This window comes from Aliiroseovarius sp. D2-2 (assembly GCF_055809455.1).
In genome coordinates this window covers 1,390,933-1,405,441 of record NZ_CM147913.1, presented here as the reverse complement: position 1 = coordinate 1,405,441, position 14,509 = coordinate 1,390,933, and the positions used below count along the sequence as shown (strand labels likewise).

The window sequence follows — 14,509 nt, the reverse complement described above, 5'->3', positions numbered from 1 at the left end:
TTCCGTTGTTCGAAAATGAACAATTTCACCCGGCCATAGAATTATCTATTCTAATTCCATGACAGCCCTTCCCGCTTTGTTCGAAAACTGGTTCTCCGATCGCGATTGGGCACCCCATCCGCATCAGGTTGAGATGCTGGAGCGGTCAGCTGACCCGGCGCTTATGCTAATTGCCCCAACGGGAGGCGGCAAAACTCTGGCGGGCTTCCTACCCAGTTTGGTCGAGCTGGGCCCAACCCCAGACAACGGCCTTCACACATTGTACATCTCGCCGCTTAAGGCATTGGCAGCTGATATGCGGCGTAATCTTATGTCCCCCATCAGTGACATGGGATTAAACATCCGGGTCGAAGATCGCTCGGGCGACACAACACAGACGCGCAAGAAAGCACAGCGCGCCTATCCGCCGCATATCCTGCTGACAACCCCAGAAAGCCTTGCCCTTCTGCTTAGCTACGAAGACGCGCCGCGAATGTTTGCCGGGTTGAAACGGGTGGTCGTCGATGAACTACATGCGCTGGCTGAAAGCAAACGGGGCGATCAGCTGATGCTGTGCCTGTCGCGGCTTCAGGCCATGTGCCCAGACCTGCGACGGGTTGGATTGTCGGCAACGGTCGAAGACCCTCCTGAACTGGCACGTTTCGTCGCCCCACACCCTGCGCCCTGTCATATTGTACAAGCTGATCCCGGGCCTGATCCGGACATCGGCATGCTGACGACGGACACCCCGCCCCCGTGGTCAGGAGGCGGGGGGCGCTATGCCATTCCTGAAGTCCTTGAACAGGTGGCCAAACACAAAACAACGCTGATCTTCCACAACACACGTGCTCAGGCCGAGATCTTCTTTCATGAACTCTGGCTGGCCAACGAAGCAAGCTTACCCATTGGCATCCATCATGGATTCTTCGGCGCTTGAACAGCGCAAGAAGGTCGAAGCGGCCATGGTTGCAGGACAACTTCGCGCTGTGGTCTGCACAGGCAGTTTGGATCTGGGGCTTGATTGGGGTGACGTAGATCTTGTCATTCAGGTGGGTGCGCCCAAAAATGTGAAGCGTTTGGTGCAAAGGATTGGTCGCGCCAATCACCGGTATAACGCCCCTTCGAAAGCGCTGATCCTGCCTGCCAACAGATGGGAAGTTATTGAATGCCACGCCGCGATTGAGGCCGTTCTGGCCCATGACCTTGATGGTGACCCGCGTGGGCCCGGACCTTTGGACGTTCTGTGCCAGCACATACTGATCACCGCCTGTGCAAGTCCGTTTGATGCGGTATCTGCTGTTCGGTGGGGTGAAGAAAGCAGGCCCCTACCACAGTTTGTCACGTGCAGCGTTTGACAACTGCTTGGATTTCGTCGCGACCGGGGGTTATGCTCTACAAGCCTATGATCGTTGGCAGCGATTGATGCTGCGACCAGATGGGCTTTGGCATCTGCGTGATCCGCGATCGGCACAACAAGTGCGCATGAATGTCGGTACGATCATCGACACAGACACGTTGAAAGTCCGGATGAAGGGACGTTCCAGAGCATCCGCAGGAAAACCCTTGGGCGAGGTCGAAGAAAGCTTTGCGGCGTCACTTGTACCGGGGGATACCTTTCTGATGGGCGGCAAGATCGTTCGATTTGAAAGCCTGCGAGAGATGGAGGTGCAAGTTAGCCCTGATCGCGGGCGAAAACCTAAGCTGGCGGTCTTCTCGGGCACAAAGTTTGCAACATCAACACAGCTTTCTGTGCGCATATTAGAGCTTTTGCACCGCCCTACCCTTCCCGATCTTCCCAGTCACACGCTGGACTGGATCAAACTGCAGGCTGCGCTTAGCCAATTGCCCCGCCCCGGCCGTATCCTTGTGGAAAGCTTCCCGCACGAAGACCGTGCGCATAGCTGTATTTACGGCTTTGCGGGAAAGAATGCACAACAGACTTTGGGCTTGATGGTAACCCGACAAATGGAGGAACTCGGCCTTGGACCTCTTGGTTTTGTGGCCACTGACTACGCCACGCTGATATGGTCTATCGCTCCGATTACCGATCCCACGCAGGTGCTGAACGCAGATCAGCTACACGATGGGCTTGAAGGATGGCTTGCTGAGAACGCCCTGATGAAACGTAGCTTCAAAGGGGCTGCGACAATTGCCGGATTGATCACCCGCAACCTGCCCGGCAAACGCTCGTCTGGTCGTCAGGCCACGTTTTCATCCGACATCCTGTACGACACATTGCGCAAATACGATCCCGATCATCTATTGCTGCAAATCACGCGCTCCGAGGCGATGCGCGGCCTCATCGGGTTCGGTCGCATCGACGAGATGATGGAGCGCACCCAAGGCCAGATCGACCACGTCGTAACCGATCAGGTCACCCCTTTTTCCGCCCCGCTTTTCCTTGAAGTCGGCAAAGTTCCGGTAGACGGCGCGGGACGCGAAACACTGCTACAGGCCGAAGCGGATCGCCTGATGGAGCAATCTGGCCTGTCGACACTTCTTCCCAAGTGACAGCGGCACAACCGCATGCCACACTCGCATTCGGGAAGGGTGTATTTGATGCAGGATTTTAAGTTCGACTTTGCGGGTGCAAAACTGTCCTTGCTTCCGTCAGGGGCATTGTGGTGGTCAGATAAGTCATTGCTATGTGTTTCGGATCTCCATCTAGGGAAATCCGAACGCGCCGCGCGGCGCTTAGGCCGACTGCTGCCCCCGTACGAGACACGGGATACGCTTCAACAGCTTGAAGAAGATTTGCGCCAAACCGACGCCTCGATCGTTGTGTGTTTGGGTGACAGCTTCGACGATCTGGAGTCTTCTCTACAACTTGCCCGAGGCGGAAACGCTCTGGATTACACGACTGATGGCTGGTCGGCGCTGGGTGTGGATCGAAGGAAACCACGATCCGGGTCCGGTGGAATTTGGAGGCACTCATCTGGCTGAACTGTTCGAACCGCCACTTTATTTTCGGCATATTGCGCGCGACGGGGCCAGTGCCGAGGTGTCAGGGCACTACCATCCGAAGGCACGCATTCACTTGCGAACCGGGCCCGTCAGTCGCCCCTGTATGCTTTTTGACACTGACCGCGTAATTCTACCCGCCTACGGCACCTATACAGGCGGGCTTCGATCTGATGATGCCGCATTGTCCGACCTCTTGCGCGAAGAAGCTATTGCGGTTCTAACCGGCAGCCCACCCCGTCCCATTCCTATGCCCAGATAAACCAGTGACGCGGCGTTTCGGTTCCTCGGGGCTGGCTTGGCCCTATGCTTGATCCGAGAGGACATTCCATGACCGACCTGACTGCTGAAACCGAACAACGCCTGCAAGGTAGCTTTGCGTCGCAAAGCCTGATGCGGTTTGCTGGCGCGCGTATCGAGCGCTGCGCGGCGGGACTGTTCAGGATCACCAGTCCCATCCCTGATGACATGCGCCAACAGCATGGGTTCGGCCACGCGGCCCTGACCTTTGCGTTGGGGGACACCGCCGCAGGCTATGCCGCGCTATCTGTCATGCGACCGGATCAGGAAGTTCTGACCGCCGAGATGAAGATCCAATTGTTGGCCCCTGCAAAAGGCGACCGGCTGGTGGCCGAGGGTCGCGTGATCCGCGCGGGTCGCAGGCTGGTACCGGTCGAGGCCGACGTTTGGGCACAAGACGGCACACAGTCTATTCACATTGCCAAATTGATGGGAACCATGGTCCCCGTCGACATCCCGGTTGCCGCAACGTGACACTTGCCTGTGTGGCGTCGCCAAGCGCAAACTCCCATGAACCAAGGGGAACAACATGTCACAACGCGTTACAATCACGGAAGAAAACCAAGTTGCCACGGTCACCCTGACGCGCGCGGACAAACGCAATGCGTTGGATCTGGACATGATCCGCGCGATTGTGGACGCGGGCGAAACTTTGGCAGCCCGAAAAGACATCCGCGCCGTTGTCCTTACAGGCGACGGACCGGCCTTTTCTGCGGGGCTTGATCTGGCCGCCATGCCACAGATCGCCCAGTACGCGATGCAAGGTGACGTCTTTCTGGATCGCACCCACGGCAATTCGAACCTGTTTCAAGCCGCCAGCATGGTTTGGGCCGAGATGCCCCAACCCGTGATTGCCGCGGTGCATGGTTATGCCTTCGGCGGCGCGTTCCAAATCATGCTGGGCGCAGACATGCGCATTGCCGCCCCAGACACTCGTTTTTCCATCATGGAAGGCCGTTGGGGCATCATACCCGACATGGGCGGGATGGTTTTAATGCGGCGTCTGGCGCGAGGTGACGTAATCCGCAAGCTTACCTATTCTGCCGAACAGTTCGAGGCGTCGCAGGCACTTGAATGGGGATTTGTCACTGAACTTACGGATGACCCACTTGTGAGGGCGCAGGCTTTGGCCACCGAGATTGCTGAGAAATCACCCGACGCCATTCGTTCGGCCAAAGCACTCATTCGAAAAACCGAACTCATGGGGTGGGAAGATACTTTGATTGCCGAAAGTCGAGCGCAGGAAAAGCTGATGGGCCAGCCCAATCAGATGGAAGCAGTCATGGCTGGTATGCAAAAGCGGAAGGCGGAGTTTAAGGATTGAAGGTTTGAAGGTTTGAAGGGTATTGCCGTTGGATAATGTCGGCATTGAACCCAAAGTTCGAGTTGTTGAGAGATAATTGAATGACTCCTTTTCATTTGCTGACCTGCGAGAGTAGATTTGACGAATGAGAAATGACGGACTCTTTTACCCCAATGACCCAATCGCGGCCGCCGCACACGCTGTTTCGTTTCTGAATGAAATGAACGGGCTATATAACGTGGATCCAGAGCTTCCTGAAGTTGCGGCAACGGAAACATGGAACTCAATTTTGCAGATCTCCAATGGGCATAAACAACTAAGAAGTGCGGTTGATGATTTCCTAAGTAGTGCTGGTTCGCGGGCATTCAGCTACGATGAAGACGTGCTAAGATACCGGTTAATCGGCATTGCCATGGGGATTTCGCAATCTATCGAACTTGGAGAATTGGATGTTGCCCTGGAATGCTACGAGGATTTCCTAGCAAGACTTGCCGGAACGAGAATTGATACACGCGAAATTTGGCGACGGTACTTTTGGCCAAAGTAAGCGCGTTGCCAAGCGCAAATAAGTGAATGCTCAAAATCCAGAGCGTTATTCCATGGCAATACTGTTCTCGTCTGTTGATCCCCGAAAGCGTCCGTTGGCACAGCAAAGACCAATGTCACCTCTATCCCGCATAGCCGTCGTCTAACACAAAGAACGGCGCTAAGTTCCCCTGACGCCGCCTCGATTCTCCTAAGCCTCAAGCTTACGCCGTCAGCCCCTCGGGCTCAGCCAAAGCATTCGCACGACAGCACGCTGTCAGTGTATTTGCCAAGAGGCACGCGATGGTCATGGGACCAACACCGCCTGGAACCGGCGTGATAGCTCCGGCCACGGCGGCTGCGCTTTCGAAATGAACATCGCCCACGAGACGTGTCTTTCCTTCGCCTTTTTCGGGCGCATCGATCCGGTTGATGCCCACGTCGATCACGGTTGCACCTTCTTTGATCCAATCACCCGGCAACATTTCGGGGCGTCCTACAGCGGCCACCACGATATCAGCACCGCGCACCACGTCCGGCAGGTCTTTCGTGCGGCTGTGCGCTATGGTCACGGTGCAGCTGTCGCCCAGCAACAGTTGCGCCATCGGCTTGCCGACGATATTCGAGCGGCCGATGACGACGGCATTCAGCCCCGACAGCGATCCGTGGTGGTCGCGCAGCATCATCAGACAGCCCAGCGGGGTGCAGGGCACCATCGATTTCTGGCCGGTGCCCAGAAGGCCCACGTTCGAGATGTGGAACCCGTCCACATCCTTGGCCGGATCGATCGAGTTGATCACAAGGTCTTCGTTCAGGTGACCGGGCAGCGGCAGCTGCACCAGAATGCCATGCACGGCGGGGTCATTGTTCAGCTTGTCGATCAGCGCCAGCAGATCCTCTTCCGAGGTGTCCACGTCCAGCTTGTGCTCGTAGCTGTTCATCCCCACTTCAACGGTCTGCTTGCCCTTCGAGCGCACATAGACCTGAGACGCCGGGTCTTCGCCAACCAGCACCACAGCAAGGCCGGGCGTGATGTCATTTTCTTCTTTCACACGGGTCACATGTGCTGCAACTTTTGCACGGACTTCCGCCGCAAATGCCTTGCCGTCAATAATCTGAGCTGTCATCGCGCTCTCCTTACCTGTCAGTCAAATTCGGCACGCGCATAGGCGTCCCGATAGTGATTCATCTGCATTTCAGTTGCCAATACCGCGTTCGACATCAATGTCGCAACAGTCACGGGGCCGACGCCGCCGGGAACGGGGGTGATCCAACCGGCCACTTGGCTACAGCTTTCAAAATCCGCGTCGCCTACGGTCTTGCCGTCAACGCGGTTGATACCAATGTCGATCACCGCACAGCCGGGTTTCAACATCTCACCCGTCACCAGACCGGGCACACCCACTGCAACAAATACTGCATCTGCAGCGCGTGAATGCATCGCGACCGAGCGGGTCATGTGGTGACACACGGTCACCGTCGCGCCCAACCCCATCAAAAGGAAGGCGATGGGTTTGCCAACGATCTCGGAATGGCCAATCACGGTGACGTTCAGCCCTTCCATATCAAGCGGCAATGTCTTGAGGATTTCGACCGCAGCCACGGCGGTACATGGACCCAATGCGAGATCGTTATAGACGATATTGCCGATCGAAGCCGGGTGCATGCCTTCCACATCTTTCAGCGGATGTACGAGCTTTTGAAGTGTCTTCACCGGGATATGATCCGGCAATGGGCGCTGAATGATGATCCCGTTTACACGTGGGTCGGCGTTCAGGCCTTGGATGATGCCGGTCAACTGCTCCAGCGAGGTCTCGGTGGGATAGTTGCGTGCCTCGAACTCAACCCTGGCGCTTTCTGCCGACTTTTGCTGATTGCGCACATAAAGCTCTGCCGCTGCGACATCGCCAACAGACAACGAAACCAGTTTTGGGGACCACCCCTTTTCGGTCAGTTCGGCTGCGCGTACAGCCACGTCTTTGCGCATGTCGGCGGCGATGGCCTTGCCATCAATTAGTGTGGCGCTGGTGCCATTCATGGCCCCTCTCCTTCTTTGCGGGAATTTGGGTGAGGACTTCTTGAAATGCAAAGGGCGGGTTTGACCCGCCCTTTGTTGTTTAGATCAGAAAAGACCTTCGATCTCGCCTTCTGGGTTCAGGCCGATCGAAAGCGCCGCGGGTTTGCGCGGCAAGCCCGGCATGGTCATGATCTCGCCGCAGACAACGACGATGAAACCAGCGCCCGCCGACAGGCGGACCTCACGTACCGGCACCGAATGGCCCGTCGGCGCACCGCGCAGGTTCGGATCGGTCGAGAAGCTGTACTGCGTTTTCGCCATACAGACCGGCAGGTCGCCGTATCCAGCCTCTTCCCAGTCTTTCAACTGGTTGCGGATTTTGGCGTCTGCCAGAACCTCGTCAGCACGGTAGATACGCTTGGCGACAGTTTCGATCTTCTCAAAGAGCGGCATTTCATCCGGGTAGATCGGAGCGAAGGCTGACACATCAGCGTCTGCAATCTCGGCCACACGTTTGGCCAGATTTTCCGATCCTTCCGAACCCAATTCCCAGTGACGCGACAAGATGGCTTCCGACCCGTGACCTTCCACGTAGTCGCTAACCGCCTGCACCTCTGCGTCGGTGTCTGTTACGAAGTGGTTGATCGCAACCACCACGGGTACACCGAAGGATTTCAGGTTTTCGATATGGCGACCAAGGTTGGCGCAGCCATTTTCGACCGCTCCTACATTCTCGGCGCCCAGATCAGCCTTGGCGACGCCGCCGTTCATCTTCATGGCGCGCACGGTGGCAACCAGCACCACAACCGACGGGGCAAGACCCGCTTTGCGGCACTTGATGTTCATGAACTTCTCGGCACCAAGGTCGGCACCGAAACCGGCTTCGGTCACAACATAGTCAGCCAGCTTCAACGCTGTGGTCGTCGCGATGACCGAGTTACAGCCATGCGCGATGTTGGCAAACGGGCCGCCGTGAACGAAGGCCGGGTTGTTTTCCAGCGTTTGAACAAGGTTCGGCTGCATTGCGTCCTTCAGAAGAACGGTCATCGCGCCGTCAGCACCGATGTCGCGGCAATAGATCGCTTTGCGCTCACGGGTGTAGGCTACGATGATGTCGCCCAGACGTTTCTGCAGGTCCTGCAGGTTGTTGGCCAGACACAGGATCGCCATAACTTCTGACGCCACAGTGATGTCATATCCTGTTTGACGCGGGAAGCCGTTGGCCACACCGCCCAGCGAACATACGATGTCACGCAGTGCACGGTCGTTCATGTCGACCACACGACGCCACGCCACACGACGTTCGTCGATCTCAAGCTCGTTGCCCCAATAGATGTGGTTGTCGATCATCGCCGACAGAAGCGAATGCGCCGAGGTGATCGCGTGGAAGTCACCTGTGAAATGGAGGTTCATTTCCTCCATCGGAACAACCTGAGCGTAACCGCCACCAGCGGCACCACCCTTCATACCGAAGTTCGGACCAAGCGATGCTTCGCGGATACAAACCATGGCTTTTTTGCCAATACGGTTCAGACCATCGCCCAGACCCACAGTGGTTGTGGTCTTACCTTCGCCCGCAGGCGTCGGGTTGATCGCGGTCACAAGGATCAGCTTGCCGTCCTCTTTGGACTGGACCGAGTTGATGAATTCCTGGCTTACCTTCGCCTTATCATGGCCGTATGGCAGCAGGTGATCGGTCGGAATGCCCAGTTTGTCGCCGATCTCTTGAATCGGGCGCTTTTTGGCTTCGCGGGCAATTTCGATGTCAGATTTATAGCTCATGGCAGATCCTTCAGAAACGAGAGCATGTTCAATTCGGACGCGCCCCTGTTAGCGCTACGACCGATTATCCACTTCTGAATAGCGGGTTGGAAACCGTCAGACAGGGTGAAATCCGACATGTTTGCCGCCGATTTCGTCGAATTGGCTTGCACGGGTTTCCCATAGGACAGGAAGGGCGCAAAAAGACGCCCAAATCGCGCTGAGAGCTTAGGCAGCGCTCCAACCAGGCTGCGCTGGAACGAACAGACGCAAACGGTCGCCCGTTCTAAGGTGACCCGTGTGTTCGACCCAAGCCGTCACGCCACGTTTACCTTGCGAAGCTTGCTTGTAACGAATCCCGTGACCGGGTCGCGCGCGTTCAACCTCGCGTCCCGTGATGTTACAGGGACGATTTTCCATATCAATAACCAGACAAGTGCCATTATCCGCCAGCAATCGCGACGACGGTGGGACATGAGTGAAATCGGGGATGCCCTCGACAATCATCGAAGCGCCCAGCCATGCTGGATCGATCTGATCAAGCTCAAGCGTCTTGGCAACGTGGGCCAGTTCTTCGGCTGAAAGAATCGACACCTGCCGCACATTTCTAATTTCCGTGCCCTGCGCGTATTGGTTTGAAACACGGGGGCAAGACAATCGCGTCATACCAGAACGCGCCTCTTCGCGAATACCCTCATAGGTCAGATCCACCGCATCCCGGGCTTCACTGCGCATTGTTTGGCCTCGATCAGGGGTGACCCCAAGCCAGGTGATCGTTGCGTAAAATTCCGTCTGGACAAGTGCGGGCATTGCGGTTCCTATCGATACTCGCGCATCCTGCCCTGCGACGACCGAGGGCGCAAATCAAACCCTGTGTCATCCTGTAAGAAAAACCCCAAGGCAGGGCCCTGAGGTTTTTTTAGATTTATGAAGTGGGTTCCGGTTCCATTTCCCCACCATCGTCAGACGGCTTTTTGCGGGGCTTGGTCTTGGGAATTGCGGCGACCGAGGGCGCATTGCCATCGTCTCCGTCATCCTCGTCTTCCGGTGCATGGGGTGAATCACCCTTCATCACACGTTCAAGTTCAGCACCAGACAGGGTTTCGTATTCCAACAGGCCTTGCGCGATGCGTTCGAACTCTTTCGAATTTTCCTTGATCGTGCTGAAGGCAAGGTTATAGCCCTCGTCAAGAATACGCTTCACTTCGCTTTCGATGATTTCCTTGGTCTTTGCAGAAACCGAGAACCCGCCGGTGTTGCCGCTGTAACCTTGGGCGGCTTCAGAATAGTCGATGTTACCGACCTTCTTCGACATGCCCCAGTTCATCACCATGGCACGTGCGATCTGGCTGACTTGCTGGATGTCGCTTTGCGCACCGCTGGACACATTGTCCTCGCCCCATTTAAAGATCTCGGCGGCTTTACCTGCGAGGCCCATGGCGATCTTCTGTTCCATTTCGTCTTTGTGCCAGCTCAGCTTGTCCATTTCCGGCAAAGGCTGAACCATACCAAGGGCCTGACCGCGCGGGATGATTGTAGCCTTGTGGATCGGATCGTGTTTAGGCAGCAATATTCCAAGCAGGGCGTGTCCCGCTTCGTGATAAGCTGTCATTTCTTTTTCATTGTCCGACATGACCATCGAGCGCCGCTCTGGTCCCATCATGACCTTGTCGCGCGCGCTATCGAAATCATCGGCTGTTACGAAACGGCGTCCAATGCGCGCCGCCATCAAGGCGGCTTCGTTTACAAGGTTGGCCAGATCAGCACCCGAGAATCCCGGCGTACCACGCGCAACTGTACGCAGGTCAACATCCGGCCCCAAAGGCACCTTACGGGCATGCACACCCAGAATCTTTTCACGGCCCTTAATATCAGGGTTGGATACGGTGACCTGACGGTCAAAACGGCCCGGACGCAGAAGCGCGGGGTCCAGCACGTCACGACGGTTGGTCGCAGCCAGAATGATCACGCCTTCGTTGGCCTCAAAACCGTCCATTTCGACCAGCAATTGGTTGAGCGTTTGTTCGCGCTCATCATTCCCACCACCATAGCCGGCGCCACGCGAGCGGCCCACGGCGTCAATCTCGTCGATGAAAACGATACATGGCGCGTTTTTCTTGGCCTGTTCGAACATGTCACGGACACGGCTTGCGCCGACGCCTACAAACATTTCCACAAAATCTGAACCCGAGATGGTGAAGAAAGGAACACCTGCCTCGCCCGCAATCGCGCGTGCCAGCAGCGTCTTACCTGTACCCGGAGGGCCAACAAGCAACGCACCTTTGGGGATCTGGCCGCCCAAACGGCTGAATTTCTGTGGATTGCGCAGGAATTCTACGATCTCTTCCAGCTCTTCCTTGGCTTCATCAATGCCCGCTACGTCGTCAAAGGTCACACGCCCTTCACGCTCTGTCAGCATCTTGGCTTTCGACTTGCCAAAACCCATGGCACCGCCGCCCCCGCGGCCTTGCATCCGGTTCATCATAAAGAACCAAAAGCCGATCAGCAGAACAACTGGCAGAAGCAGAGTTATAATGCTCATGAACCCAGATTGTTGCTGCGGCTCTGCGGTCACTTCGATCCCATCAGCAACCAAACGATCCGTCACTTTCGCGTCACGCGGCACAACAGTTTGATAAATCTTGCCGTCGCCAGCCTGATAAATCAGCTTCTCACCATCAAGAGTGACAGACTTCACGTTGTCGCCTTCCACGGCGGCAATGAATTCTGAATAGGTTGCCTGAGACGATGCAAGCCCTGACTGACCGTTCGAAAACAAGTTAAACAAGGCCAGAATCAGTACAAACAGTACAATCCAGAAGGCGAAATTTCTCGCGTTGCCCAAGGGGGATCTCCTTTGAATGCCATGACGACTGGGCGCCAAGCTGAGAGCTTAACACCGTTTCCTTAAAATAGGGATGATTGGCAAAGGTTCAATGCGATAAAATGGCTTTCAGGAAATCAGCTTCTTTTGGGCCGGATAACGTGGTGCCAGCACACATAAATCCTGCCAATGGCGCAGCCAGAACGGTGTCACCGTCGAAAAGCGCAGGCGTGGTCATCAAGCGATCGCGTGAATGACCCGTCGCGCGCCAGTCCTCACAGTCCGAAATGGCCTCACCTAAAGCGCGAACCTGTTTCCCTTTTGGGCCGGTCAGCATCCAGCGCCCGTCCCAAACCTGACCAGGGTTTGCGCTTGTGGACCGCACCGCCTGTAGCTCGCGACCAACAACAAGCTGACCATCTTTCATGAACATCACGCACCCTGACAGAGTGCGCCGTTGTCCTGAAAGCGCTTGCTGCTCAACTTCTTTAAGCGCGTCATAGCGGGGCCTGTATGGAGCACCCGAAACGAAACCTATTGCAGCTGTCAAAAGACGATGGCGGGTTTCGGTGGGCAATTTCGTGTATCCCTTTACCGGAAACTCCACATCGCCCAAGTGAACCTCTGCCAGATTTTCAGCCGCTTGATAGGCTGTATAAGTCAAAGCCTCGCGGGCATCCGACATTCTTTGCGCGGTGCTTACCAACCTGTTTTGGTCCAACCCAAGCTTTGCAAGGTCATCCATGGCTTGGCGAACACGAACACGTTCGAAATGCGTGTCTTCGTTTGATGGATCATCGACCCATGTCATGCCGCGACTTGATAGTGCGCTGCGCAGGTCCTCGCGACCGCAGCTCAGGACCGGACGCAACCAGCGGACGCCTTGCGCATCCCAATCGGCGCGCATCGCGGCCAACCCGTCCACGCCAGACCCTCGTGCCAGTCGCATAATGAAGGTTTCAGCTTGATCATCGGACGTGTGTGCCAATGCAACAGCATGAAGCGCGTGATGCTGTGCCCATTTGGACAGCAGTTCATAACGCGCAGTTCGCGCGGCGCTTTGCACATTTCCGCGGGGGGCATTCGTCCAGCTTAACGTCGCATGCGGAAGGCCCAACGCGTCGCACTGCGCCGCAACCCAATCCGCTTCCTGTCTGGCCTCTGGTCTAAGACCATGATCCACAGTTGCGACGCGTAACTCTACGGTGCGCGTTTTCGCCCAGTCATGCGCTAGGACAAGCATCGCCATGCTGTCGCTGCCGCCTGACACCGCCAGCCCAAGACGCGAAACGGGCCCGCGCTGGCGGGCCCGGTCAAGAGCATCGGTAAATGTCTGATCAGACGTCACGGACAACCCAAAGCTTGGCGTGACGCTGTAGCATCCGCGACAGCCGGAGCGCCGGGGAAACGCTTTGCGACCTCACCCAATGTGGCGCAGGCCTCAGACACCTGACCAAGACCGCCCAGAGAGTGGCCAAGGCGATAGAGAGCATCAGGCGCACGTTCACCGTTCGGAGCACCCGAGAACGCCTTCAGATAGGCGCGAGCGGCGTTTTTGATATCTCCGCTACCCGTTAATGCCTCACCACGTTGGAAATGCGCTTCAGAGGTCAGCGGGCTGCCCGGATAGTTTTCGACAAACTGGGTGTACAGCGTTGCAGCTTGTTCGAAATCGCCAGCCTCAAGCGCAGCCCCCGCGGCGTCGTAATCCTGCTTTTCACCCACAGCCAGTTCTGTCCCGGCAGGTGTTGTCGGCTCAGGAGCCGTCACCGGTCCTTCAGGAACCGCACCACCACCAAGCGTCGATGTCTCACCCAGCTTCGAAATATCGCCGCCTTCCAGCTCGACCAGACGGAATTCCAGATCACCAATCGTGTTGGTCCCATCTTTCACGATCGAGTTGATCCGATGCTCCAACTGCTCGGTTTTCGAGGTCAGCCGCGACATCTCTCCCTCAATGGCAGACATGCGCTGCGATAGACTTCCCACGCCGGAATTCACATTGGCACTGCCAGTGGTCGAAAGCTCGGTCTTCAGTTTCTGAATTTCGACATAAAGAACAGTCAGTTCCTGCCGGATATCCGCCAAGGACTGCGCGCGGTCTTGCGCCATCCCCAGAACGGGAGCGCCAACCAGAACCGCGCCAAGCAGTAAGGCTTTCAAGGATCTTGCAACCATATCTCAGGCTCCTTCAATGCACGCGGATCAGCTGGTGATCGCACCGGCTGCAAGCACAGTCACAGCACGGCGGTTTTTCGAATAGCATTGCTCGTCCGAACAAATTTCAAGCGGGCGTTCCTTACCATAGCTCACCGTTTGCAAACGGTTCGGGGCAACGCCGCGATCAATCAAGAAGTTCTGTACGGCTGACGCACGGCGCGCACCCAGCGCAAGGTTGTATTCACGTGTGCCCTGCTCATCCGCGTGACCTTCGACCACGGCGGTGTAGCTGGTATTTTCGATCAACCATGTGGCTTGTTGGGTCAGAACTTGAACCGCTTCAGGGCTTAATGTGGACTGATCCACGGCAAATAGAATGCGGTCACCAACGGTTTGGTTGAAATAGGCCGGCGATCGTGGGTCCGAGGCGCTTCCGGCCACGTAGTCCCCACCAGCGCCGCCAGCACCATTCCCGTATCCGTCACTGCCAAAGCGGTCTTTCGAACAGGCCGACAAGGCCAATGCGCCCACGAACAGCGCAGTCATCGCAAAATGTTTCATGGTCTTTCCTGTATCTTTCTGCCCTTTTTGGGCGTGCTCTTTCATATTCTTGCCGGAAGATTAGCATTTCACCGGCTATTTGAAAACGGAGGGCTACCAGACTGTGCGGCAAGGCCGC

At 56.4% G+C, this 14,509-nt stretch carries 11 protein-coding genes and 2 pseudogenes; 5 read left to right on the top strand and 8 right to left on the bottom strand.

Annotated features, from left to right (window positions below; genetic code table 11):
* Positions 1 to 58 precede the first annotated feature (58 nt).
* The 5 genes and pseudogenes from AC0L6A_RS06975 to AC0L6A_RS06955 all read left to right on the top strand — a co-directional run bounded on the left by AC0L6A_RS06975 (position 59) and on the right by AC0L6A_RS06955 (position 5,090).
* Positions 59 to 2,490: pseudogene (locus AC0L6A_RS06975) on the top strand (ligase-associated DNA damage response DEXH box helicase).
* Between the two features lie 48 nt (positions 2,491 to 2,538).
* Positions 2,539 to 3,202 (top strand): annotated as a pseudogene (gene pdeM, locus AC0L6A_RS06970) (ligase-associated DNA damage response endonuclease PdeM).
* Positions 3,203 to 3,279: 77 nt separating this feature from the next.
* Positions 3,280 to 3,714 carry a PaaI family thioesterase gene (locus AC0L6A_RS06965; RefSeq protein WP_473293407.1) on the top strand — a complete coding sequence of 145 codons (435 nt, stop codon included), beginning with the start codon at positions 3,280 to 3,282 and terminating at the stop codon, positions 3,712 to 3,714.
* A 55-nt stretch (positions 3,715 to 3,769) separates the two neighbouring features.
* On the top strand, positions 3,770 to 4,564 hold the full coding sequence (locus AC0L6A_RS06960; protein ID WP_473293088.1) for a crotonase/enoyl-CoA hydratase family protein: 795 nt from the start codon (positions 3,770 to 3,772) through the stop codon (positions 4,562 to 4,564).
* A gap of 124 nt (positions 4,565 to 4,688) precedes the next feature.
* The gene (locus AC0L6A_RS06955; RefSeq protein ID WP_473293087.1) at positions 4,689 to 5,090 is read left to right on the top strand and encodes a hypothetical protein; all 402 of its coding nucleotides are present in this window, start codon (positions 4,689 to 4,691) and stop codon (positions 5,088 to 5,090) included.
* 202 nt (positions 5,091 to 5,292) lie between these two features.
* On the opposite strand, the gene folD is transcribed toward AC0L6A_RS06955, so the two are convergent.
* The 8 genes from folD to pal form a co-directional block, all read right to left on the bottom strand.
* The gene (gene folD / locus AC0L6A_RS06950) at positions 5,293 to 6,195 is read right to left on the bottom strand and encodes a bifunctional methylenetetrahydrofolate dehydrogenase/methenyltetrahydrofolate cyclohydrolase FolD (RefSeq protein ID WP_473293086.1); all 903 of its coding nucleotides are present in this window, start codon (positions 6,193 to 6,195) and stop codon (positions 5,293 to 5,295) included.
* A gap of 17 nt (positions 6,196 to 6,212) precedes the next feature.
* Positions 6,213 to 7,106, bottom strand: a complete 894-nt coding sequence (locus AC0L6A_RS06945) for a bifunctional 5,10-methylenetetrahydrofolate dehydrogenase/5,10-methenyltetrahydrofolate cyclohydrolase (protein WP_473293084.1) — start codon at positions 7,104 to 7,106, stop codon at positions 6,213 to 6,215.
* 84 nt (positions 7,107 to 7,190) lie between these two features.
* Complete coding sequence (locus AC0L6A_RS06940; RefSeq protein WP_473293083.1) at positions 7,191 to 8,867, bottom strand: formate--tetrahydrofolate ligase; 1,677 nt, start codon at positions 8,865 to 8,867, stop codon at positions 7,191 to 7,193.
* Between the two features lie 207 nt (positions 8,868 to 9,074).
* Positions 9,075 to 9,656, bottom strand: a complete 582-nt coding sequence (locus tag AC0L6A_RS06935; protein WP_473293082.1) for an MOSC domain-containing protein — start codon at positions 9,654 to 9,656, stop codon at positions 9,075 to 9,077.
* Positions 9,657 to 9,771: 115 nt separating this feature from the next.
* Complete coding sequence (ftsH, locus tag AC0L6A_RS06930; protein WP_473293081.1) at positions 9,772 to 11,691, bottom strand: ATP-dependent zinc metalloprotease FtsH; 1,920 nt, start codon at positions 11,689 to 11,691, stop codon at positions 9,772 to 9,774.
* Between the two features lie 88 nt (positions 11,692 to 11,779).
* Positions 11,780 to 13,018 (bottom strand): tRNA lysidine(34) synthetase TilS, encoded by a 1,239-nt coding sequence (tilS, locus tag AC0L6A_RS06925; protein ID WP_473293079.1) that lies wholly within the window; start codon positions 13,016 to 13,018, stop codon positions 11,780 to 11,782.
* Positions 13,015 to 13,848, bottom strand: coding sequence for a tol-pal system protein YbgF (ybgF, locus tag AC0L6A_RS06920; RefSeq protein ID WP_473293077.1), 834 nt, complete (start codon positions 13,846 to 13,848; stop codon positions 13,015 to 13,017). Before ybgF ends, tilS begins: the two co-directional genes overlap by 4 nt.
* 27 nt (positions 13,849 to 13,875) lie before the next feature.
* Positions 13,876 to 14,391, bottom strand: coding sequence for a peptidoglycan-associated lipoprotein Pal (pal, locus tag AC0L6A_RS06915; RefSeq protein ID WP_473293075.1), 516 nt, complete (start codon positions 14,389 to 14,391; stop codon positions 13,876 to 13,878).
* Between the last annotated feature and the right edge of the window lie 118 nt (positions 14,392 to 14,509).

Bases quoted from the DNA above. Each gene is read 5' to 3' on its own strand.
- AC0L6A_RS06960 (WP_473293088.1), top strand. From the start codon at position 3,770: ATGTCACAACGCGTTACAATCACGGAAGAAAACCAAGTTGCCACGGTC.
- AC0L6A_RS06955 (WP_473293087.1), top strand. From the start codon at position 4,689: ATGAGAAATGACGGACTCTTTTACCCCAATGACCCAATCGCGGCCGCC.
- folD (WP_473293086.1), bottom strand. From the start codon at position 6,195: ATGACAGCTCAGATTATTGACGGCAAGGCATTTGCGGCGGAAGTCCGT.
- AC0L6A_RS06945 (WP_473293084.1), bottom strand. From the start codon at position 7,106: ATGAATGGCACCAGCGCCACACTAATTGATGGCAAGGCCATCGCCGCC.
- AC0L6A_RS06940 (WP_473293083.1), bottom strand. From the start codon at position 8,867: ATGAGCTATAAATCTGACATCGAAATTGCCCGCGAAGCCAAAAAGCGC.
- AC0L6A_RS06935 (WP_473293082.1), bottom strand. From the start codon at position 9,656: ATGCCCGCACTTGTCCAGACGGAATTTTACGCAACGATCACCTGGCTT.
- ybgF (WP_473293077.1), bottom strand. From the start codon at position 13,848: ATGGTTGCAAGATCCTTGAAAGCCTTACTGCTTGGCGCGGTTCTGGTT.
- pal (WP_473293075.1), bottom strand. From the start codon at position 14,391: ATGAAACATTTTGCGATGACTGCGCTGTTCGTGGGCGCATTGGCCTTG.